Raw genomic sequence first — 20,166 nt, 5'->3', positions numbered from 1 at the left:
GGCCGCGGCCCGCCGCGCCCCTTGCGGGCGCCGCCGGGCGCGCCGCGCGTGTCGGCCGCCGCGGTGTCCTGCGCGGTCACCGGCCCGAGTCGGCGGCCGGGACCTTGGTCGACGGCTTGCCGTCCACCGCCGCCGCCAACTGCGGCACCATGCGCTCCAGGGTGTAGGGCAGCGACAGCACGCTCACGAACGACACCGCGCTGCCGTACTCGCTGCTGTCCTTCACGAAGACCTCGCGGCCCTCCTTGACCACGCGCCGGTCGCCGTAGAGCCCGTTGCCGTGCAGCTTCGCCGTGTCCTTCGCGGGGTCCGTCACGATCCACACGGTGGCGTCGTTGTCGAGCAGGTCGGTGCGCTCCTTGCTGATGTTCGCGCCGAAGTCGTCGGGGCCCACCGCCTTCGCGAGCCCGGCGGGCTGGCGGAAGCCGAGGTCGTGCAGCAGCCGGGTGCGGTTGTCCTGCGGCCCGTACACGTACAGGCCCTGGTACGGGGTGGCCACGACCGCGCTCGCGCCCTGGAACTCGGGGTGCTCGGCGGCGGCGTCGGAGAATCGCTTCTCCACGTCGGCCACCAGCTTCTTCGCCGCGGCGGGCCGCCCGAGGGCCCGCCCGACGGTCTCGGTCTGCTCCTGCCAGGAGATCCCGTAGTCGGCCATGCCGGACGGCTGCGCCACCACCGGCGCGATCTTGGAGAGGGTGCGGTACTGGTCCTTGGTCAGGCCCGCGTACAGCGCCAGGATCAGGTCGGGCCTGAGCGCGGCTATCCGCTCCGCCTGCGGCCCGGTGCCCGGGTCCTTCAGCACGGTGGGCGGCTTCGCCGAGCCCAGCGCCTTCTTCGCCCAGGGGCCGATGGCGCCGGGGAAGTTGCCGAGCCACTCGGTGGTGGCCACCGGCACGGTGCCGAGCGCGAGGGCGGGGTCCTGGTCGGAGAGGCCGACGGTGACGACACGGCGCGGCGCCGAGGTGATCTTCGTGCTGCCGAACTTGTGCCGGATGGTGACGGGGAACGCGCCCTTCTCGACGGGCGCCTCGGCGGCGGACCCCGCGGAGCCCGACCCGTTGCCGGAGCTGTCGGAGCTGTCGGAGCCGCCGCAGGCGGCGACGGCGCCCAGGAGCAGGGCGAGGCAGCCGGCGGCGAGGGCGCGCCGGGTGCGGCTGAGGAGCGGGAGCATGTGCGGGTCCTTCTGATCGGTGGGTGCCGGGTGCGGCGCGGGCGGGGCGGCCCGGTGGGGGCGGGCCGCGTGGTCGTGGGCGGGTGCGGTCACGGGTGTCCGTGCGGGTCGGGGAGCGGCCGCGCGCGGTCGCCCGACCAGGCGGCCCAGAGCCGGGCGTACGGGCCGTCGGCGCGCGCCAGTTCGCGGTGCGGCCCCTCCTGGACGACCCGGCCGGCGTCGAGCACCACGACCCGGTCGGCGGCGAAGGACTGGGTGAGCCGGTGCGCGACGACCAGCGCGGTACGGCCCCGCAGGGCGCGCCCCGCGCAGCGTTCGAGCACCCGGGCGCCCGCGCTGCCCGCCTCGGCCGTCGCCTCGTCCAGCACGGCGACCGCGGGGTCGGCCAGCACCAGCCGGGCCAGGGCGAGTTGCTGCGCCCTGGCGGCGTCGAGCTGATGGCCGCCGTCGCCGACGACGGTGTCGAGTCCTTCCGGCAGGCCGAGCGCCCACTCCAGGGCCTCGACCTCGTCGAGCGCCGCGCGCAGCCGGGCGTCGTCGGCGCCGGGCGCGGCGAGCCTGAGGTCGTCGGCCAGGGTGCCCGCGAACACGTGTGGCTCCTGGGACACCAGGACGGCGGCAGGGGCGCCGGGCCGCCGGGGCTCGGGCAGCGTGACCTCGCCCGAGGTGGGCGGCTGCACCCCGGCGACGATGCGCGCGAGGGTGCTCTTGCCCGCCCCGCTCGCGCCGACCAGGGCCACCTGCTCGCCCTCCCGCAGCACTAGGTCCACCCCGTGCAGCACCGGCTCCCCGGTGCCGTACGCGTGCCGTATCGACCGTGCGCGCACGGCCTCGGGGCTCTCGGCGGTCCGCGCGGGAGCCGCCGCCGCGCCGGGGCGGGGCGCGGTGTCCGCGAGGTCGGTGACGCCGACGAGCCTGGCGAGGCCCGCCGTGGCGGTCTGGGCGTCGTCGAGCAGCACGAGCGCCGCGTTGACGGGCCCGAACAGGCTGTGGAAGTAGAGCGCGGCGGCGGTCGCGGTGCCCAGCGACACGTCGTGGCCGCGCACCAGCCAGAACCCGGCGCCCAGCACGGCCACCAGGCCGATGTACTCGGCGACGTGCAGCCTGCCGTAGAAGCCGAGCACGAGCCGCACCCCGCGCAGCGACACGCCCACCGCCGCCAGGGAGCGCCGCGCCACCCGCACCGTGTGGTCGTCCTCCAGCAGATGGGCGCGCACGGTGTCGGCGCCGCCCACGGTCTCCAGCAACTGCTGCTGCCTGGCGCCTGAGACCACGCGCTGGCGCGCGTACAGCGGCACGGCCCGGCGCACGTACCAGCGCGCGGTGAGTATCTGGACGGGCGCCGCGAGCAGGGCGGCGAGCAGGAAGCGCCAGTCCAGCACGGCGAGCGCGACGAAGGTGAGCGCGATCGTCAGGGCCGAGGAGACGAGTTCCGGCAGCGCGGAGCGCACCGCTTCCGAGACCCGGGCCACGTCGTCGGTGACCCGGGAGGTGAGGTCGCCCGCCCCGGCACGCTCAAGGCGGTCGGCGGGCAGCGCGAGCGCGCGGTCCACGAACCGCTCCCGCAGCCGGGCGAGCAGGGCTTCGCCGACCCGGGCGACCGCGCCCCTGCCCAGCGCCGTCGCCACCCCCTGGGCGAGCGCGACGGCGGCGAGCAGCACGGCGGGCAGGGTGAGCGCCCCCGCGGGGCGGCCGTCCGCCACCAGGTCCACGACCCGCCCCAGCAGCGGCTGGGTGAGCAGTCCCACGCCGGTCGCGGCGATCAGCAGCAGACCGGCCAGGGCGGCGCGGCGCCGGTCGGGGCGCAGCAGTCCGAGGGCGGCGGCGCGGGCCCGCGCCCCGGTCGCGACGGGCAGCCGCCCCTCCGCCGCACCCGGGGGGCCGGGCGCGGCCCCGGCGGCGGGGGAGTCGGGGCGGGGTTCCTCGACGAGGTGCGCGGGAGCGCTCATGTCAGCACCGCCGCGCGGTAACGGGCGTTGCGGCGTACGAGTTCCGGGTGCGGGGCGCTGTCGGCGAGCCGTCCGCCGTCCACGAGGACGACCCGGTCGGCGACCGCGAGCAGCGCGGGGCTGCTGGTGACGAGGAGCGTGGTGCGGCCGCGTCTGAGGTCGCGCAGCCCGGCCGCGATCCTCGCCTCGGTCGCCGCGTCCACGGCCGTCGTCGGATCGTGCAGCACGAGGACGTCGCGGTCCGCGGCGAGCGCGCGGGCCAGCGCGACCCGCTGCCGCTGGCCGCCGGAGAGCGCGCGGCCCCGCTCGCCCACGGGCGCCGCGAGCCCGCCCGCGAGCCCCGCCGCGACCTCGTCGGCGCGGGAAGCGGCGAGCGCGGCGCGCACCGCGGCCGCGTCGGCGCCGCCGCCGCTCGCCGCGACGTTGGCCCGCAGCGAGCCGGTGAACAGGCGCGCGTCGTGCTCCGCGACCAGCAGGGTGGCGCGCAGCGCGCGCGGGTCGAGCGCGGACAGCGGGGTGCCGCCGAGTTCCACGCCGCCCTCCTCGGGGTCGGCGCGCCGCGCGAGGCACCGCAGGAGCGCCGCGGCGTGGGCCGGTTCCGTCATGACGACCCCGAGCAGTTCGCCGGGCGCCGCCTCCAGGTCGAGCCCGTCGAGCCCGCCGTGCGTGAGGCCGCGCACCCGCAGCGCCCCCGAGGCCGGTACGGGGGCCCCAGGCGCGGCGGCCGCGGCGGGCGCGGTGTCGCCTGGCGCGTCGAGCACGTCGGCGATGCGGGCGGCGGAGGCGCGGGCGCGCGCGAACTCGGCCGTGACCCAGGCGGTCATCCCGAGCGGCCCCGGCAGGAACAGCGCGAGGCCCACGGCGGCCACCAGCGCGCCGAGCCCGATCGCGCCGTCCAGCACGAGCCGCCCGCCGACGAGCGCGACCGCGGCGATGAAGAGACCCGTCAGCGTCTGGAGGAGCCCGGCCTGCCACGACTCGGCGCGCGCCGCCCGCACGGTGGCGTCGAGCGCCGCGCGGCTGGTGGCCCGGTAGCGGGCCGCGGCCGCGCCGCGCGCCCGCAGGCCCTGGAGGACGCGGACCCCGGCGACCAGGTCGGCGGCGACGGCCGAGGCGTGCGCGGCGTGCTCCTGCTCGGTACGGCTGCGCTGTTCGAGCGGCCTGGCCAGCAGATGGCCGAGCGCCATCAGGACCGGAGTGCCGAGCAGGACGAGCAGCCCGAGCGGTACGGAGGTGCGCAGCAGCAGGACGGCGCCCGCGGCGACCCCGCAGACGGCGGCGAAGCCGTGCGGCAGCGCCATGAGGACCGCCGCCACCCGGCGGGTGTCCTCGGTGGCGAGGGTGGTCAGCGCCCCGGGCGGGCGGCCGGCCGCGGCGCCGGTGCCCGGCGCGAGCACCCGGGCGAGCAGGTCCATCCGCAGCCGGTGCCCGCTCAGCTCCGCGGCCCGCTCCCCGACCCGGGCGCCGATCCTGAAGCCGCCGGACAGCAGCACGTACCCGGCGGCCAGGACGAGCGCCCAGCGCAGCAGCGCCATGGCGTCGTGACCGGCGAGCGCGTCCTGCACGGTGAACCCGATCAGCACCGGTACGAACGCCTCGCCGATCTGGTGGCAGGCACCGCCGAGGCACCCCACCGCGAGGTCACGCCGCCGCTCGGCGAGCACCCCGCGCAGCACACGGCGCCCGCCGCCCGCCTCCCCCATGGCCTTCCCTCCACCCGGCGTAAGAATCAGGTAAGGCTAACCTAATGGCCGCTGGGCAGGGCAAGGAGCCTCCCTGCCCCCGGGGAGGCCCGGGGGTTCAGGCGAGCCAGGCCCCGTCCCGCATGACGACCCGCCCCCGCAGTTCGGCCTCGCCGCGCCAGGCGCGCACGGTCGAGGGGGTGACGCGCAGGTACGCGAAGGAGCCCTGCTCCGTGCGCGGGTCCCAGCCGAGCTTCGCGGCGAAGTCGTCCGCCCCCTCGCGCGGGGCCTCGGCGGGCGTGAAGTGCTCCGCGCCGCCCTGGAGCAGCACGACGTCCCACGCGTCGGGCAGCGCCAGCCGCACCCGGGGCTCCGCGCGGACGTTGCGGGCCGTGGCGGAGCCCGCGCCGGTGCACATCCACACCGCCCCGCCGCTCCAGCAGAACCACAGGGGCACCTGGTGCGGCCCGTGCTCGGGGTGGCTTGTCGACACCCAGATGTCCCGCTCGGCGGCGAGCCGCCGCAGGGTGTCGCTCCGGCGCTCGGCGGTGCCGCGCGGGGCGCGGCCCGCCGCGGCGCCGCTCGTCCCGGTCTCTCCCGTTGTCATGGCCAGAGGCTAACCGCGGCCCCCGGCCCCGCTGCCACCAGGCTTCCCGTGCCGGGCTCCGGCCGCCGCGGGCGCGACCCCGGCGGCCGTCGTCCACACCGCCGCGCCCGCCACCAGGGCCGCGGGGCCCACCGCGAGGGGCAGCAGCGAGGCCGTCCAGGTGACGCAGGACCAGAGGCCGAGGGCCGCGAGGGCCGGGGCGGCGAGGAAGCGGACGGGGGCCCGGCTGACGAGGTGCAGGGCCGTGGTCCACAGGGCCGTGCCGCGCAGCCCGGGCCGCGCGGTGCCAAGCGGCAGCACCACCGGCAGCGCGGGCAGCGCGACGGCGGTGAGGGCGCAACTGGTGGCCAGCGACGGCACCACCCAGGCGGCGCCCGTCTGCTGCCTGATCTGGAGGCAGACGAGCAGGACGGCGGCGGGCGCCGCGGCCACCAGGGCCTGCCGCGCGCCGAAGGCGCCGGACCGCCGCAGCGCCGCGGCCCACTGGCGCACGGTGGCCTCGCCCTCGAAGGTGATCCCGTTGACCGTCGCCGCGAGCGCCGCCGCGAACGGGCCCACCAGCAGGGCCGCGAGCGGGGGAGCGAGCGGGCTCGGCCCCGGGGTGAGGACGAGGACGGCGGCCGCGGCGGCGCAGACGGCGGCGGTGGCCACCGCGAGCGCGGGCAGGCTCGGCCACGCCCCGCGCAACGTCCGTACCAGCGCCTCGTGTTCCGCACGCGCGGCGGCCCCGGCGCTCATCCGCGCAGCCCCGCGGAGGCGATGCTCGCCGCGAAGCTCCGCTGGAACAGCAGGAACACCAGCAGCACCGGCACCACGACGGCGGTGATCGCGGCGAGCACCACCACCGCGGAGCCGGTCTGCCCGGTCTGGAGCGTGACGAGGCCGACCGGCAGCGTCATGTGCTCCGGGCTGCTGAGGAAGATCAGCGGCCCGAAGTAGTTGTTCCACGCGGTCTCGAAGGTGAGGATCGTCATCGCCGCGACCGCGGGCCCGGAGAGCGGCACGATCATCCGGAAGAGAATCCACAGGTGCCCGGCGCCGTCGAGCCGCGCCGCCTCGTCCAGGTCGCGCGGGATGGACGCGAAGTACTGCCGGAAGAAGAAGATCGAGAAGACGTTGACGAGCGCGGGCAGCCACAGCGACGGCAGTTGGTCGACCAGGTGGAAGGTCCGCATCAGGATGAACACCGGGATCACCGTCATCTGCACCGGCACCATCAGCGCCGACAGCATCACCATGAACACCGCGTTCCTGCCGCGGAACTCCAGGCGCGAGAAGGCGTATCCCGCGAGCACGCTCACCAGCAGCGAGCCGACCGTCGACAGGACCGCGACCTCCAGGCTGTTGAGCGCCATCCGGCCGAACGGGACGAGCCCGGGGATCTCGTGGTACGCGGCCGTGCTCCACGGCGACGGTATCCAGCGCGGCGGCAGGGTGAACGCCTGCGCCTCCGGGGTGAGGCTCTGGGTGACGAGCCACACCAGCGGGGCGATCATCAGCAGCCCGACGGCCAGCAGCACGGCGGCGCCCGCGAGGCGCGAGGTCTTCACTGGTGGTGCACCCACTTCCTGGAGCCCCAGAACTGCAACAGCGTGACGAGGAGCATGACGAGGAACACCAGCAGCGACACGGCCGACGCATAGCCCGCCTGGAAGCTCTGGAACCCCTTCTGGTACAGGTACATGACGATCGACAGGGTGGCGTTGTCCGGGCCGCCCTGGGGCGTGATGATCTGCATCGGGTCGAAGATCTGGAAGGCGCCGATGAAGGTGACGACCGCCGCGAAGAAGATCGTCGGGGACATCGCGGGGAGGGTGACGTGCCAGAGCACCTGCCGGCGGCTCGCACCGTCGCAGCGGGCGGCCTCGACGAGCTGGCGCGGCACGGTCTGGAGGCCCGCCAGCATGATGACGAAGGTGAAGCCGACGGTGTGCCACCAGTCGATGCCGATGATCCCGATCAGCGCCCACCCCGGGTCGTTGAACCAGTCGGGCGCGGAGAGGCCCACCTGCCCGAGGTAGTGGCCGACGATGCCGAACGTCGGGTCCAGCAGGTACTTCCACAGCAGCGCCACCGCCGCCCAGGAGATGACGAAGGGGAAGAACACCGCGGTGCGCACGAAGTACGAGAGCGCCCTGTTTACCAGCCTGTTGACGCCGAGCGCCAGCAGCAGTCCGCCCACCAGGTGGGTGACGACGGAGGCGAGCGCGAACAGGAAGGTGTTGCCGAGCGCCTTGTAGAGCAGCGGGTCGCGCACCATCGCCGTGAAGTTGTGCACACCGTCGAAGCGCGGCGGGGTGAGCATGTCCCAGCTGTAGAAGCTCAGCACCACGGCGGCGACGAACGGCCCGGCGACGAACACCAGGAACAGCAGCAGTGCGGGGCTGAGGAAGGCCCAGCCGACCAGGTCGCGGCGGCGCCTCGCCCCGCCGCCAGGACCGGCCGCCGGGGCGGCGGCGGGCCGCGCGCCGTCGGGGGAGGTGGTGGTCACAGCACGCCCTCCAGTTGCTCGTTCGCGTCGGCGAGGGCGCGCTCGACCGGTTTGGTGCCGGTGAGGGCGGCCTGCCAGCCGCGGTTGACGGCGTCCTGGGCCTCGGACGCCCGCTCGGGCGAGGGAATGGGCTGCCCGTGCGCGACCGCCTCGACGAGGAGTCTTGTGCCCTCGGGCGCGTTGTCGGTGAAGTGGCCGGACAGCGCGACGGACTCGCGCGCCGGGACGTTGTTGCCGCCGACCTCGGTGAAGTACCGCTCGGCCGCCGCGGACGACAGCCACGTCAGGAAGGTCCAGGCGTGCTCCTTCTTCCGCGACGCCTTCAGGATCGACCAGCCGTCCCAGCCGACGGGCGAGCCCGGCCCCTTCTGCTGCGGCCAGGACACGATGCGCACCCGGTCGACGAGCTTCAGCCGCCGCATGTCGGTGGTCGGCCACCGCCCGCCGCCGAACGCGGCCAGCCGGTCGCGCGCCAGCTCGGCGTTGACGTCGAAGGTCCCGCCCGGCTTCGGCGAGAGCCCCTCGTCGAGCATGCCCTTGACGAAGGTGGCGGCCTCCACCGCGGCGGGGGAGTCGAACGTGGCGTGCTTCCAGCCGCTGTCGAGGATGTTGGCGCCGTTGGTCAGCAGCCACGGCATCACATCGGTGAACGGCGCCGAGTACCCGATCGGCAGCAGGAAGGCCCCGGTGCGCCTCTTCACGCGCCGCCCCGCCTCGCGGAACTCCTCCCAGGTCCAACTGGCGTCCGGCAGCTCGACCCCGGCCCTGGCGAACAGCCGGGTGTTGCAGTACAGCACCATCGGGTTGTAGCCGCCCGGCAGGTAGTACGTGTGGTCGTCGGTGGTGGAGTAGGTGTCGGTCCAGCGGCGGAACTTGGGGTTCACGTCCGCGTAGAAGCCGTCCATCGCGGAGGCGTCGCGGCGGATGTAGCCGTCCAGGGGCTGGAGGATGCCCTTGGACGCGAAGAGCCGCTGCCCCTCGGTGGCGACGCTGAGGACGTCGGGGAGCCTGCCGCCCGCGATCTGGGTGGAGACGACGTTGGCGAACGTGCCCCAGTTGGGCGCGGGGATGCCGCGGAAGCGTATCCCGATCCCCGGGTGGTCCCTGGTGAACGCGTCGGCCAGCTTGGCGTACACCGCGGCCGCGTTGGCGTCGCCGTAGTAGACGACGTCGAGCGTCCTGCCCGGCGAGCCCTCCGGCAGGGCGCAGGAGGCCAGTGGCAGGGACAGCGCGGCGCCGCCCGCGAGCCCGAGGGCCCGCCTGCGGGTGGGGCCTTCGGCCCGGCGGGTGGTGTGCATGGGCGTCCTCTCCCGTTCTCTCCCCCGGCCCGGGTCAGGCCGTCTCGGGGCCGGTGGCACCGCGGCGGCGCAGCCTGACGGTGTACCCGGCCGCGTCGAGCGCGCCCGTGGCGGTGGCCGTGGCCCCGCCTGGGCCCTGCTCGACCTCGACGGTGCCGACCGTGTCCCCGCACACCACGGGCCAGCGGCCCGGCAGCGGCTCGATGGTGACCACCCGCGCGCGGGCGTCGACCACGGTGCGCGGCCAGGCGTGCGCGAGGCCGAAGGAGGCCATGGAGCGCACGTAGTGGTCGCCGCACTCGACCTCGTTGAACGGGTTGCGCCGCCGCCCGTCGTAGCGCCCGCGCGCGTCCTCGACGAGGTGCGCCGCCTCCTCGCGGCGGCCGTGCGCGGTGAGGGTGAGCGCGAAGGTGTACTCCAGCCCCGTCCACACCTCGTTGCAGTAGGGGAACGGGCTCTCGGGCCTGCCGCCGCGCGGATAGCTACAGTTGAGCAGCCCGTGCTCGGCACCCAGCGCGTACGTGCGCAGATGGTTGAAGTGGCCGTAGAAGTCGCCGCGGTGGTTGTGCCTCAGGACGCTGTCGAGGGCGGTGCTCACGTGCGGGCGGTCGAGTCCGTCGTCGAGCCCGCAGTGCACCGCGAGGGCGTGCCCGGCGAGCTGGTCGCTCATACAGCCGGGGCCGATCTGGAGGTCGGGGTCCACCAGGTCGTCAGAGCCGTTGTGCAGGGTGTCCTCGACGTGCCGGATGCGCAGGCCCTCGGCGATGCGGTCGGCGCTCAGCGCGGGGCGCACGTGCTGCGCGTAGTAGGCGCCGTTGAACACCTCGGCGTCGGTGCCCGCGGCGCCGCTGCGCAGGACCTCGGCGCAGGTCTCGGCGAACGCGTCGTCGCCGGCCGCACGGGCCAGTTCGACGCAGGCGGCCAGCGCGCCCAGGTACCAGGACTGGTTGACGCCGCTCGGCCCGTAGTACTCGACGTCGCTCGTGCTGTGCTGGCAGCCCTCCATGACGCCGTCCCGGTCCGCGTCCCAGCCCAGCGGTATCCAGGCGAACTCCATGGCGCGCCGCACCTTCGGCCAGTACGCGGCCAGCCTCGCGTCGTCGCCGGTGAGCTGCCAGGTGCGGTAGAAGCGCAGGATGGTGCCCATCTGCCCGTCGGCGGCGGCGATGCCCCACTCGGTGCCGCGGGTGGCGAGCGGGAGCCCCGCGCGGAAGTGCATCAGGCCGCGCTCGTCGAGGGAGTGGGTGAACTCCACCTCCCGCATCGACCAGGCCAGGTCGGGGAAGAGCTGTTCGAGCGCGTACTGGTAGTTCCACACATGGGTGCAACTGCCGTGGCAGGAGCCGTCGTCGGGGTTGCCGCCCTCCCAGGCGAGGAAGGTGCCGTCGGCGATGCGGAAGCAGGTCGGGGTCTTGAGCACGGCCGCGTTGGAGAGCACCGCGTCCTTGACGGCCGTCGGCAGGTCGGAGCCCGCGACCGTCCCGACGTAGGCCAGGGTGCGTGCCTCGTACTCCGGCAGTCTGGGGACGAGATGGCCCACGACGTCGGCCGCGTCGGCGAACCGCCCTGTGTAGTGGTTGCCGACGACGGTCTCGCTCCCGGTGTGCCCGTGCCTGCTCCAGGCGCGGCGGTTCGGGAAGTGCCAGGCGATGACGAAGGTGATGTCCTCGGCGGCGCCCGGTGCGATACGGCGGGTGGCGACGAGGGAGCCGGTGGGCACCCGGGTGCCGTGCTCGGGCCCGTCGAGGCGGCCGTCGGCGCCGAAGTCGTCCCAGAAGTCCAGGAGGCTGTCGCCCCAGGCGCGCCGCGCCCAGGTCAGCCGGTGGCTGTCGGCCCTTTCCCCCGCGGTGGCCAGCGCCAGGGTGCCCCACGCCTCGTCGTCCCGGGCGACCCGGTCGCCGCAGCCGCCGGTCAGGACGGTGCCGTGGGGGGTGTGCTCGACGCGGTAGGTGTTGCCGTCCGGGATGCCGGTGTCGCGGTGGCGGCCCGCGATGTGCTGGAGGCTGCCGCACACCGCCACCTCGACCGGCGCCCCCGAGGTGTTGCGCACCCTGACCCGGTAGATGACGGCGGGCAGCCCGCTGGCGTCCGCGTCGCCCGGCACCAGCGGGTTGTACACCTGGAGCACGGCCTCCACCGGCAGCTCCGGGTCGGCGAGCCTGACCTGCCCGAAGGGGTACGCGGCGGCGAACTCGCCGTGCCGGAAGCGCGGCAGGCCGTGCATCGGGGAGGGGCTGCCGTGCGGGCCCGCGTACTCGTGGTCGAGCAGTTCTGACTCCAGGACCCGGGTCACCGCCCGGCCGTCCTCGTCCGCGACCCGCAGACAGAAGAAGCTGTCCGGGGCGAAGCCCTTGGCCTGCCGGTTGAACAGCTCCCAGTCGAGGAGCTGCCCCCGGCCGCCGAGGCTGACGCAGCCGGTTCCGACGCCCCCGACGGGCATCGCCACCCGGGCGCGCGCACCGCCGGTGTAGCGGCGCACCACCGGCCAGGTCAGGTCGGGGTGGGAGCCGTCGTCCCAAGGTTCTTCCGAGGGGTACGCGTCGGGCATGGCGAAGCACCTCCCACCCCCGTCTCCCAGGTCCGGGCACGGGGGCCTGCCGAGAAATCGATTTCGCGAAACCCTAGGTAGGGGGTGGGTGAGCGTCAAGAGTGGTGCAGGAAATCGATTCCACGAGATGGTGCGGGTGTGCCGGGTGGGGCGCGCTTCCGGGGCCCTGCGGGGGCCGCCGTACGACGCCGCCGAGGAGCCGACGTGCGCCCTCGTGCACGTACTGACCGGCCTCTTCCGGCACTCGGACCCGCGGGAGCCTTGATACGGGGCATGGGGTGGGGGGACTTCGGGGTGCCGCCCCTGGTCGCGGGGCCCGGGCTGCGCTTCGCGGGACTCGTCGACCGGGACTGCGACGGACGGGGCCGCCCCGCGGTGTTCGAGCCCCTGCCGCCTTTCGGGGAGGTTGCCGCTTATCTCGCCGCAGCACCCGCGGCCGTGTTCACCGGCGCGACCGCGGGCGCCTCCTTCGCCTCCGCGCCGGGTGGGGTGGTGCCGCTCGGCGCGCACACCGACGGGGTGCGGGGGCGGCCTCGTTCGCTCGCCAACTGCCCCGAGCGGTACGGCATTTCCCCGGGGCCCGGCCTGTTTCGGCATATCCGGGGGCGTGGCTGCCGGTGTGCGCGGGTGGGTGCGGCGCGGGTGGGGTGGGCGTGGAGTTCTCGCGGGGGCGGGTGGTGAGGCCGCGGTGCGTCGGCGTCAGCGGGTGGACGCCGTGTCGGCGGCGGTCGCGGGGGTGTCGCGCAGGCCGAGGCGCAGGTGCTCCACGTGGTAGAGGGCCTGGTCGAGGAGTTCGGCGACATGGTCGTCGTAGAGGGCGTAGACGATCGAGCGGCCGTGGCGTTCGCCGGTGACCAGGCCGAGATTGCGCAGCAGGCGCAGTTGGTGGGAGCAGGCGGAGGGCTCCATGCCGACGGCCTCGGCGAGGTCGCCCACCGCGCAGGGGCCCTCCTGCAACCGGGCCAGGATATGGAGCCTGGAGGGGGTGGCGAGGGCCTGGAGGGTCGCGGCGACGTCGGCCGTGCCGACCGCGTCGAGGCGCTCGCGGGTGGTGGCGCTGCTGTTCGGGGTGACACGTCCGTGGCCCATGGGCCCATCATACGGATGACACTTGAAAACCTATTCATGTATTCCTGTATGGTGGGCGGGCCGCCCCACCCCGCCCGAGAAGGGTCGCTTCGCCATGTCCTCTCTCCTCGACCGGAGGCACGCGCCGCCCGCCGCGGACGCGCCGCCGCTCCCGCCACGGCGCCGCACCCGCGTCCTCGCGCTGCCCGAGGCCCGGTGGGCGCTCGCCGCGCTGGTGCTGTTCCTGCTCGCCCTGCCCGTCCACCTGCTCGGCGGCCCGGCCTGGCTGTGGGGCACGCTGTACGCCTGCGCCTACGCGGCCGGCGGCTGGGAGCCGGGCCGGGAGGGGTGCAAGGCGCTGCGGCGCGGGACGCTGGACGTCGACCTGCTGATGGTCGTCGCCGCGCTCGGCGCCGCCGCGCTCGGGCAGGTGCTCGACGGGGCGCTGCTGATCGTCATCTTCGCCACCTCGGGCGCCCTCGAAGCCCTCGCCACCGCCCGCACCGCCGACTCCGTGCGCGGCCTGCTCGACCTCGCGCCCGCCACCGCCACCCGGCTGCTGCCGGACGGCACCGAGGAGAGTGTCACCGCCGAGCGGCTGGCGGTCGGTGACCTCATCCTGGTGCGCCCCGGGGAGCGGGTCGGCGCCGACGGCCGGGTCGTGGCCGGGACGGGCGACGTCGACCAGGCCGCCATCACGGGCGAGCCGCTGCCGGTCGCCAAGGGACCGGGCGACGAGGTGTTCGCGGGCACCGTCAACGGCACCGGCGCGCTGCGGGTCCGGGTGGAGCGTGACCCGTCGGACTCGGTCATCGCCCGGATCGTGGAGATGACGGAGGCGGCGTCGAGGACCAAGGCCGCCGCCCAGCTCTTCATCGAGAAGATCGAGCAGCGCTACTCGATCGGCATGGTGATCGCGACCCTCGCCGTCTTCGCCGTCCCGCTTCTGCTCGGCGACACACCCCGGTCGGCGCTGCCGCGCGCGATGACGTTCATGATCGTGGCCTCGCCGTGCGCGGTGGTGCTCTCCACCATGCCGCCGCTGCTGTCCGCCATCGCCAACGCGGGACGGCACGGGGTGCTCGCGAAGTCCGCGGTGGCCATGGAGCGGTTCGCACGGGCCGACATCGTCGCGCTCGACAAGACCGGCACCCTGACCGAGGGCACCCCCCGCGTCACCGACGTACGCCCGTCGGCCCCCGGCGACGGGGCGCAGGACGCGCTCCTCGCGCTCGCGGCCGCCGCCGAGCACCCGAGCGAGCACCCGCTGGCCCGCGCCGTGACCGCCGCGGCCCGCGAACGGAACCTGCACATCGCCCCGGCCGACGCCTTCTCCGCCACCCCCGGACGCGGCGTCACCGCCACCGTCGACGGCCACACCGTCCTGGTGGGATCGCCCGCCCACCTGCTGGACGGCCCGGGCCACGCGCCGCACCGCGCCGTCGTGGCCGAGCTGGAGGCCACCGGGCGCACCGCGGTCGTGGTGCTGCGCGACGGTGTCCCCGTGGGGGTGCTGGGGGTCGCGGACCGGCCGCGTCCGGGCGCGGCGGCCACCGTCGCCGCCCTCGCCCGGCTGACCGGCCGCGTCCCCGTGCTGCTGACCGGCGACAACGAGCGCGCCGCCCGCCACCTCGCCGCCCGCGTCGGCATCACCGACGTCCGTGCGGGGCTGCTGCCCGAGGACAAGGCGACGGTGGTACGGGGCTGGGAGGCGGAGGGGCTGCGGGTGCTCGTCGTCGGCGACGGTGTCAACGACGCCCCCGCGCTGGCCGCCGCGCACTCGGGGATCGCCATGGGCAGGGCGGGCTCCGACCTCGCCCTGGAGACCGCGGACGCCGTCGTCGTCCGCGACGAGCTGGCCGCCGTGCCCTCCGTCGTACGGCTCTCCCGCGCCGCGCACCGCCTGGTGGTCCAGAACCTGGTCGTCGCCGGGGCGTTCATCACCGCGCTGGTCGCCTGGGATCTCATCGGCACCCTTCCGCTGCCGCTCGGGGTCGCCGGGCACGAGGGCTCCACCGTCGTCGTCGGCCTCAACGGCCTGCGGCTGCTGCGCGAGGCCGCCTGGCCGCGGCCCGCCGAGGACACCGCGTGAACGCCCGCGCGGCACGGTACACCGGGCCCGGCTGGCCGAAAAACCGGCTCCACAGGGCCCGTTGAGGCGCCCGTGCCCGGTCCCGCGCCGCCCTTTTGTTGCCCTTCCCGCTGTCCGGGGCGAACGGTACCGGCCGCTCGGCTGTGTGATCAACACCGGGCGTTATAGGGGCTTTTGGCGCCTGTGGGCCGTTCGGCAGGCGTACGGACCGTGACAGTGGTGCATATACGGTAGAGCTAATGAGCCGACTCCACGGCAACTCTTGCTGTGTGCACATGGCTTGAAGTAACAGTCGTCCATGAGCCTGTTCAACCGAAGTTCCTCGCCCCGCCGCGCGGTGCTCGACCCCGAGCCCGCGGTGCCGTTCGAGTCCGGCGGTGTGCCGGACCCGGCCGTCCGGGCCCTCACCGGCGAGTGGATCATCGATCCCGCCCACAGCCGCATCGGCTTCTCGGTCCGGCACGCCATGGTCACCACGGTGCGCGGCGCCTTCACCGAGTTCGAGTCCCGGCTGTACTTCGACGGCCAGGACCCGGCGCGCTCCCGGGCCGAGATCGTCATCGCCGCGGACAGCGTCGACACCGGGGTCGAGCAGCGCGACGCCCACCTCATAGGCCCCGACTTCTTCGACTCCGACACCTATCCCCAACTGACCTTCTCCAGCACGGCCGTGCGCATGACGGGCCCCGAGGTGTACCGGATGACCGGCGACCTCACCATGCGGGGGGTCACCAGGCCGGTCGACCTCGAACTCACCTACATCGGGCAGACCGTCGATCCGTTCGGCTACGAGCGCGTCGGCTTCGACGGCACCACCACCATCAACCGCGGCGACTGGGGTCTGACCTACGACGCCAGGCTGGCCGAGGGAGGCGCCATGGTGAGCGAGAAGGTGCGCCTCCAGTTCGACATCGCGGCCATCCGCACCGCCCCCGCGAACGTCCCCACCCTGCGCTCCACCCCCCGCCCCAACTCCCGCTGAAACACAGCCGTCTCCCCGCCCCCGCCGCGGCCTTCGAGCCGCAGGACCCGGGCGCCGGACCCGCCGACGGCCCCCGCACCGCGGGGCGGCACACCACGCGCGCCGGTCCCACGGGACCAGGGCCACCGGACAGGTGGCTCCCCCCACACCGCGCGTCCCCCCCTCAGGGCACCGGCACCGCGGGACAGTGCGTACCGCGCGCGGGCAGTACGAGGTCCGTCAGATAGGCGTCGGTGGCCTCCCGCGCACACGGGCTCTTCGTGTACGCCCCGTGCCCCGCGCCGTCGTAGGTCAACAGCACCCCTTCCTCGCCGAGTTGGCCCGCCACCGAGGTGGCCCAGGCATAGCCGCTCGCCGGGTCGTGCAGCGAGTTGAGCAGCAGCAGCCCGGGGCTTCCGTGGACGTCGAGCGGGTGCTGGGGGTTGTTCACCGGCCGGGGCGAGCCCAGACAGGTGGTGACGGCGAGCAGGATGCGCGGATAGGGCATGTCGGGGGCGAGAGCGGCCACCCGGCGCAGATCGGCCGCGTAGGAGCGGTAGTCGGGCTCGGGCAGGCTCCAGTCCTGGCAGAACACGGCCATCGGATTGGGGGTCGTCCCCGCCTTCCCGGCACCGGGGCCGCCCGGCGCCCCGGCCGCACTCCCGGGCCCCTTCCCCGCCGTCCTCCCCGCCGTGTCCCCGGCCGTCTTCCCGGGCGGCCGGGTGCCCGCGTCGAGCGCGGCGATGGTGTCGGCCAGCTCGTGCCAGTCGGGGTCGGGGTCGTAGAAGTCCTTCTGTGCCAGGACGTTGAGCGCGAACGGGTCGAGCGGGGTGCCGGGGTCGCCGGGGTCGGGCAGCTCGCCGCGCTCCGCCCGCGCGAGCAGGCCGGACCACACCGCCCGTACGTCGCGGCCGTGCAGCGCGCAGCTCTCCGCGGCCTCGCACCAGGCGGCGAACTCGTCGAACATGTCCTGCTCCGCGGCCGCCTGGGTGTCGAGGAAGCCCTCGGTGCCCAGGCTGTGGTCCACCACGCTCTCCAGCGCGAGGGCCCGCACCCGCCCCGGGTAGGTCTCCGCGTACTGCTCGCCCAGCAGGGTCCCGTACGAGCTGCCGTGGTAGGTGAGCCGGCGCTCGCCGAGCGCGGCCCTGACCGCGTCCAGGTCGTGCACCGCGCTGAGGGTGTCGATGTGGTCGAAGACGGGCCCGGTGCGGGCGCGGCAGTCTGCGCGCAGCTCCCGGTTGTACGCGAGCGTGGCGTCGAAGTCGGCCTGACCGGTCATCAGGGGCGAGGGCTGACGGGCGAGCAGGTCGGACGAGCAGACGACGGGGCTGCTCGCACCCACGCCGCGCGGGTCGAAGCTGACGATGTCGTATCTGCCGCGGATCGTGTCGCTGAACCGGGAGACGCCGTTCACCACCCGGTCCACCCCCGAGTCCCCGGGGCCGCCGGGCCCGAAGACCAGCGAGCCGAGCCGCCGCCCGGGGTCGGTGGCGGTGCGCCGGGCGAGCGCGAGGCCGAAGTGCGGCCCGTCGGGGTGCCGCCAGTCCACCGGCACCGAGAGCGTCCCGCACTGCGCCGTGGCGTCCTCGTCGCAGGGCGCCCAGTCGATCGCGGACGCCGCGCCCGGCGGCCCGGCAGGTACCGGGTCCGGCCGCGCCCCGGTGCCGGCTTCGGCACCGGCGGTGCAGGTCAGCGCCGCGGCGGTGGCGAGGGCCGTGCCCCACAGGGCGCGCCGCCGCGCGGTGTGCGTGCCGCGCGGGGACATGCCACGCGGACGGCTGGGGAGGGTGGTCACGAGAGGGCGCTCCTTCGCGCTGGGGGACCGCGCACACACCCCGGAGGGCCGCTGCCCGGCCCGGGGCCCTGCCTCCCCGGTGGTGCGCGCGGCCTGACCGCCCCCGGGGACGGCCACGATCCTCGCCCCGCGGCAGCACCACGGACATCCGGGATGCCCCGGTGAAACCCCCCGCCCGCACGGCCGCGATACCGGGGTCATCCCCTAGGTCATGCTCCGGTGAGCACGTGCGGCGCCACTCGGCTCCCTTCACCGCAAGTCGTACGGCACCGGGATGTTGCTCTCCACGTCGGAGGAGGCGGTGCGCGGCCGTCGCTCCTGTTGCCCGACGTTGGCGAGGTGTGCGGAGGCCACGTCGTGCACGGCGCCGCTGTCGCGTCTCAAGCAGCTTGGGACGCAAGCCTGTCAGGGCACGGCCGGGGCGACGGGGCAGACCCCCTCGCCCCGGCCGTGACGCGCGCCGGACGCGTGCGGCGTCAGGCGTTCAGCGGCGGGAGAGCCGCGGGCGGAAGCGCCGGATCAGTACGTACGCCGCGCCGCCCGCCACGAGCACCGCGGCGCCGGTCACCGCGGGGACGGTCATGTCGTCGTCGCTCTGCGCGGACAGGGCGATGTCCTTGCCGTCGTAGATCTGCGCGTTGACGCTCTTCTCGCTCGCCGTCCGCACGTGCGAGGGGATGCGGTGGATGGACTTCACCGAGCCGTCGCTGCGGAGCAGTACCTGCTTCTTGTTGGAGTGGCGGAAGTCGAACATCCCGTTCAGCGAGCCCGAGTCGGCGTCGAAGGACGCGTCCCCGATGCGGCCGAGGCGCCAGTTGTCCTCGATGAACCTGACCACGGAGGACTGCTGCGTCTGGTGGTGGTCCACCGAGTTGACCTTGCTGTACGGGGAGACCACGAGCAGCGGCAGCCGCGGCCCGGGACCGCAGCGGTCCTGGTAGCCGCCCTTGGCCCGGGGGCCCGCCTGGCAGGCGGGGCCGTCCGTGACGAGGCCGCTGTCGGTGGTGGCGGTGTCGCGCGAGCCGTTCTCCACCTTCGGCGCCACGTGGTCGTACCAGCCGTCGGAGTCGTCGTAGGCGAGGACGACCGCGGTGTCCTTCCACTGCGGCGACTTCTGGAGGCGGTTGATCTCGTCGACGACGAAGTGCTGTTCGTCGATCGGGTCCGAGTAGCCGGCGTGTGCGTCCTGGTAGGAGGGCGCCTTCAGGTAGCTGACCGCGGGGAGGTTGCCGGTCTTCACGGCGGCGTTGAAGTCCACCATGTCGTACTGGTGGTTGGCCTGCCCGTCGTGGCCGATCTCCTGCACGTTCTTCGGCGGCAGGTGGTGCGGGTTCGCCGTCGACTCGTAGTACTGGAACGGCTCGTGGTGCGGGCTGTAGTCCTCGACCTGGGCGCCGCCGACGTTGGCGTGGGTCACGGAGGCGCACTTGGCGTAGTGGCCCTCCTTGCCGTCCCAGGCGGTGCCGGGACGGAAGCCGCCCTGGAACCAGCCCCAACTGACGTTCTTCTTGTTCAGCAGGTCGCCGACGTTCTTGCCCTGCATGACGCCGAGCGCGTTCTTCGACGTGTGGTCGGTGCCGGAGCAGTCGTCGTACGCCGGGTCCGGGTCGTTGATCATCGTGCCGACGCCGTGCTTGTCGGGCGAGACCACGGTGTACGGGTCCGGCTCGTCGGTCTGCCGCGGGTCCTCGGTGCTGCTGGCGGGGTCCGTGGAGATGATGCCGTGGGTCTGGCCCGAGACGACGTTGATGGCGCCGGGCGTGGAGGGCCCGTACACGTCGTCGTAGCTGTTGTCGCTCAGCGCGTACTGCTGGGCGTAGTTCCACATCCCGGTGACGGTGTTGCCGTCGTAGTAGTCCATCCCGAGGCCGGGCTCGCCGAACAGGTTGCCCGAGCACTTGCCCGAGTCGGTGTATTCGACGAACTTGTCGGCCTTGCCGCCGTTGTACGCGTACTGCTCGGGGGTGTAACTGTGGTTCTGGTCGCAGGTCATGGCCTCGTCGGGCCCGAGCCGCTTGGGCGCGTACTGGTTGGGGTTCTTCTCGACGAGCCCCTTGTTGGCCGCGGTGTCGATGTCGCGGGGGGTGTGGTGCGCGGCCCTGAACTTGGTGCCGTCCTCGTTCGTCGCCTTCGGGTAGGTCCCGAAGTAGTGGTCGAACGAGATGTTCTCGCCGAAGATCACCACGACGTGCTTGACCGGCGTGGAGGTCCTGTCGTCCCCCGAGTGGCCGTGGCCGCCGTGCCCGTGGCCCGGGCTGTGGTGCCCCGGGTCATGGTGCTGGGACGCCGCGAAGGACGGTGCGGCGGGCCAGAGCGCGGTGAGCACCGCGGCCCCGGTCAGAGCCGCTACGCGCGTCCACCGTGGGGCCGAGCGAGCTGATGGTCTTGCGTTCCTGGCCATGTGCCCTCGTCTTTCTGGGGAGTGGCATGGTGAGGCGTACCGCCGGAGTCTCTTCCTGGCTGTCTACTACCCGGGACACCCACCATGGCGTGGAGGTGAAGGA

The 20,166-nt window shown here is 74.5% G+C and carries 15 protein-coding genes; 2 read left to right on the top strand and 13 right to left on the bottom strand.

What is annotated here, in order from left to right; translation table 11 throughout:
- Positions 1 to 76 precede the first annotated feature (76 nt).
- From ACIBIW_RS11320 to ACIBIW_RS11275, 10 genes are all read right to left on the bottom strand, one after another.
- Positions 77 to 1,171: an iron-siderophore ABC transporter substrate-binding protein gene (locus ACIBIW_RS11320; RefSeq protein WP_399334866.1), complete on the bottom strand. Its 1,095-nt coding sequence runs from the start codon at positions 1,169 to 1,171 to the stop codon at positions 77 to 79.
- An 89-nt stretch (positions 1,172 to 1,260) separates the two neighbouring features.
- On the bottom strand, positions 1,261 to 3,120 hold the full coding sequence (locus tag ACIBIW_RS11315; RefSeq protein ID WP_399334490.1) for an ABC transporter ATP-binding protein: 1,860 nt from the start codon (positions 3,118 to 3,120) through the stop codon (positions 1,261 to 1,263).
- On the bottom strand, positions 3,117 to 4,823 hold the full coding sequence (locus ACIBIW_RS11310; protein WP_399334488.1) for an ABC transporter transmembrane domain-containing protein: 1,707 nt from the start codon (positions 4,821 to 4,823) through the stop codon (positions 3,117 to 3,119). The genes ACIBIW_RS11315 and ACIBIW_RS11310 overlap by 4 nt, the downstream gene beginning before the upstream one ends.
- 97 nt (positions 4,824 to 4,920) lie before the next feature.
- Positions 4,921 to 5,409: a pyridoxamine 5'-phosphate oxidase family protein gene (locus ACIBIW_RS11305; protein ID WP_399334486.1), complete on the bottom strand. Its 489-nt coding sequence runs from the start codon at positions 5,407 to 5,409 to the stop codon at positions 4,921 to 4,923.
- Between the two features lie 9 nt (positions 5,410 to 5,418).
- On the bottom strand, positions 5,419 to 6,147 hold the full coding sequence (locus tag ACIBIW_RS11300; protein WP_399334484.1) for a hypothetical protein: 729 nt from the start codon (positions 6,145 to 6,147) through the stop codon (positions 5,419 to 5,421).
- A complete protein-coding gene (locus tag ACIBIW_RS11295; RefSeq protein WP_399334482.1) occupies positions 6,144 to 6,959 on the bottom strand; it encodes a carbohydrate ABC transporter permease in 816 nt (271 codons plus the stop codon). The genes ACIBIW_RS11300 and ACIBIW_RS11295 overlap by 4 nt, the downstream gene beginning before the upstream one ends.
- On the bottom strand, positions 6,956 to 7,900 hold the full coding sequence (locus ACIBIW_RS11290; protein WP_399334479.1) for a carbohydrate ABC transporter permease: 945 nt from the start codon (positions 7,898 to 7,900) through the stop codon (positions 6,956 to 6,958). The genes ACIBIW_RS11295 and ACIBIW_RS11290 overlap by 4 nt, the downstream gene beginning before the upstream one ends.
- Complete coding sequence (locus ACIBIW_RS11285; protein ID WP_399334477.1) at positions 7,897 to 9,198, bottom strand: ABC transporter substrate-binding protein; 1,302 nt, start codon at positions 9,196 to 9,198, stop codon at positions 7,897 to 7,899. The genes ACIBIW_RS11290 and ACIBIW_RS11285 overlap by 4 nt, the downstream gene beginning before the upstream one ends.
- Before the next feature lie 34 nt (positions 9,199 to 9,232).
- Positions 9,233 to 11,746 (bottom strand): GH116 family glycosyl-hydrolase, encoded by a 2,514-nt coding sequence (locus tag ACIBIW_RS11280; protein WP_399334475.1) that lies wholly within the window; start codon positions 11,744 to 11,746, stop codon positions 9,233 to 9,235.
- A 699-nt stretch (positions 11,747 to 12,445) separates the two neighbouring features.
- Positions 12,446 to 12,835 carry an ArsR/SmtB family transcription factor gene (locus tag ACIBIW_RS11275; RefSeq protein ID WP_399334473.1) on the bottom strand — a complete coding sequence of 130 codons (390 nt, stop codon included), beginning with the start codon at positions 12,833 to 12,835 and terminating at the stop codon, positions 12,446 to 12,448.
- A 94-nt stretch (positions 12,836 to 12,929) separates the two neighbouring features.
- Here ACIBIW_RS11275 and ACIBIW_RS11270 point away from each other — a divergent pair, with 94 nt between their 5' ends.
- A complete protein-coding gene (locus tag ACIBIW_RS11270) occupies positions 12,930 to 14,906 on the top strand; it encodes a heavy metal translocating P-type ATPase (RefSeq protein ID WP_399334471.1) in 1,977 nt (658 codons plus the stop codon).
- A gap of 298 nt (positions 14,907 to 15,204) precedes the next feature.
- A complete protein-coding gene (locus ACIBIW_RS11265) occupies positions 15,205 to 15,888 on the top strand; it encodes a YceI family protein (protein ID WP_399334469.1) in 684 nt (227 codons plus the stop codon).
- 163 nt (positions 15,889 to 16,051) lie between these two features.
- Here ACIBIW_RS11265 and ACIBIW_RS11260 read toward each other — a convergent pair whose 3' ends face one another.
- From ACIBIW_RS11260 to ACIBIW_RS11250, 3 genes are all read right to left on the bottom strand, one after another.
- A complete protein-coding gene (locus ACIBIW_RS11260; RefSeq protein WP_399334467.1) occupies positions 16,052 to 17,662 on the bottom strand; it encodes an alpha/beta fold hydrolase in 1,611 nt (536 codons plus the stop codon).
- A gap of 249 nt (positions 17,663 to 17,911) precedes the next feature.
- On the bottom strand, positions 17,912 to 18,046 hold the full coding sequence (locus ACIBIW_RS11255; RefSeq protein WP_399334465.1) for a hypothetical protein: 135 nt from the start codon (positions 18,044 to 18,046) through the stop codon (positions 17,912 to 17,914).
- Positions 18,047 to 18,146: 100 nt separating this feature from the next.
- On the bottom strand, positions 18,147 to 20,063 hold the full coding sequence (locus tag ACIBIW_RS11250; protein WP_399334463.1) for a phospholipase C: 1,917 nt from the start codon (positions 20,061 to 20,063) through the stop codon (positions 18,147 to 18,149).
- Between the last annotated feature and the right edge of the window lie 103 nt (positions 20,064 to 20,166).

Origin of the sequence: Streptomyces sp. NPDC050560, from assembly GCF_044457285.1 — a bacterium.
In the GTDB taxonomy this organism is placed as follows: domain Bacteria; phylum Actinomycetota; class Actinomycetes; order Streptomycetales; family Streptomycetaceae; genus Streptomyces.
The sequence above is the reverse complement of the archived record's forward strand: the minus strand, read 5'-3'. Positions and strand labels throughout refer to the sequence as shown.

Coding starts and splice junctions, on each gene's coding strand:
- ACIBIW_RS11320 (WP_399334866.1), bottom strand. CDS start 1,171: ATGCTCCCGCTCCTCAGCCGCACCCGGCGCGCCCTCGCCGCCGGCTGC.
- ACIBIW_RS11315 (WP_399334490.1), bottom strand. CDS start 3,120: ATGAGCGCTCCCGCGCACCTCGTCGAGGAACCCCGCCCCGACTCCCCC.
- ACIBIW_RS11310 (WP_399334488.1), bottom strand. CDS start 4,823: ATGGGGGAGGCGGGCGGCGGGCGCCGTGTGCTGCGCGGGGTGCTCGCC.
- ACIBIW_RS11305 (WP_399334486.1), bottom strand. CDS start 5,409: ATGACAACGGGAGAGACCGGGACGAGCGGCGCCGCGGCGGGCCGCGCC.
- ACIBIW_RS11300 (WP_399334484.1), bottom strand. CDS start 6,147: ATGAGCGCCGGGGCCGCCGCGCGTGCGGAACACGAGGCGCTGGTACGG.
- ACIBIW_RS11285 (WP_399334477.1), bottom strand. CDS start 9,198: ATGCACACCACCCGCCGGGCCGAAGGCCCCACCCGCAGGCGGGCCCTC.
- ACIBIW_RS11280 (WP_399334475.1), bottom strand. CDS start 11,746: ATGCCCGACGCGTACCCCTCGGAAGAACCTTGGGACGACGGCTCCCAC.
- ACIBIW_RS11275 (WP_399334473.1), bottom strand. CDS start 12,835: ATGGGCCACGGACGTGTCACCCCGAACAGCAGCGCCACCACCCGCGAG.
- ACIBIW_RS11270 (WP_399334471.1), top strand. CDS start 12,930: ATGTCCTCTCTCCTCGACCGGAGGCACGCGCCGCCCGCCGCGGACGCG.
- ACIBIW_RS11265 (WP_399334469.1), top strand. CDS start 15,205: ATGAGCCTGTTCAACCGAAGTTCCTCGCCCCGCCGCGCGGTGCTCGAC.
- ACIBIW_RS11250 (WP_399334463.1), bottom strand. CDS start 20,063: ATGGCCAGGAACGCAAGACCATCAGCTCGCTCGGCCCCACGGTGGACG.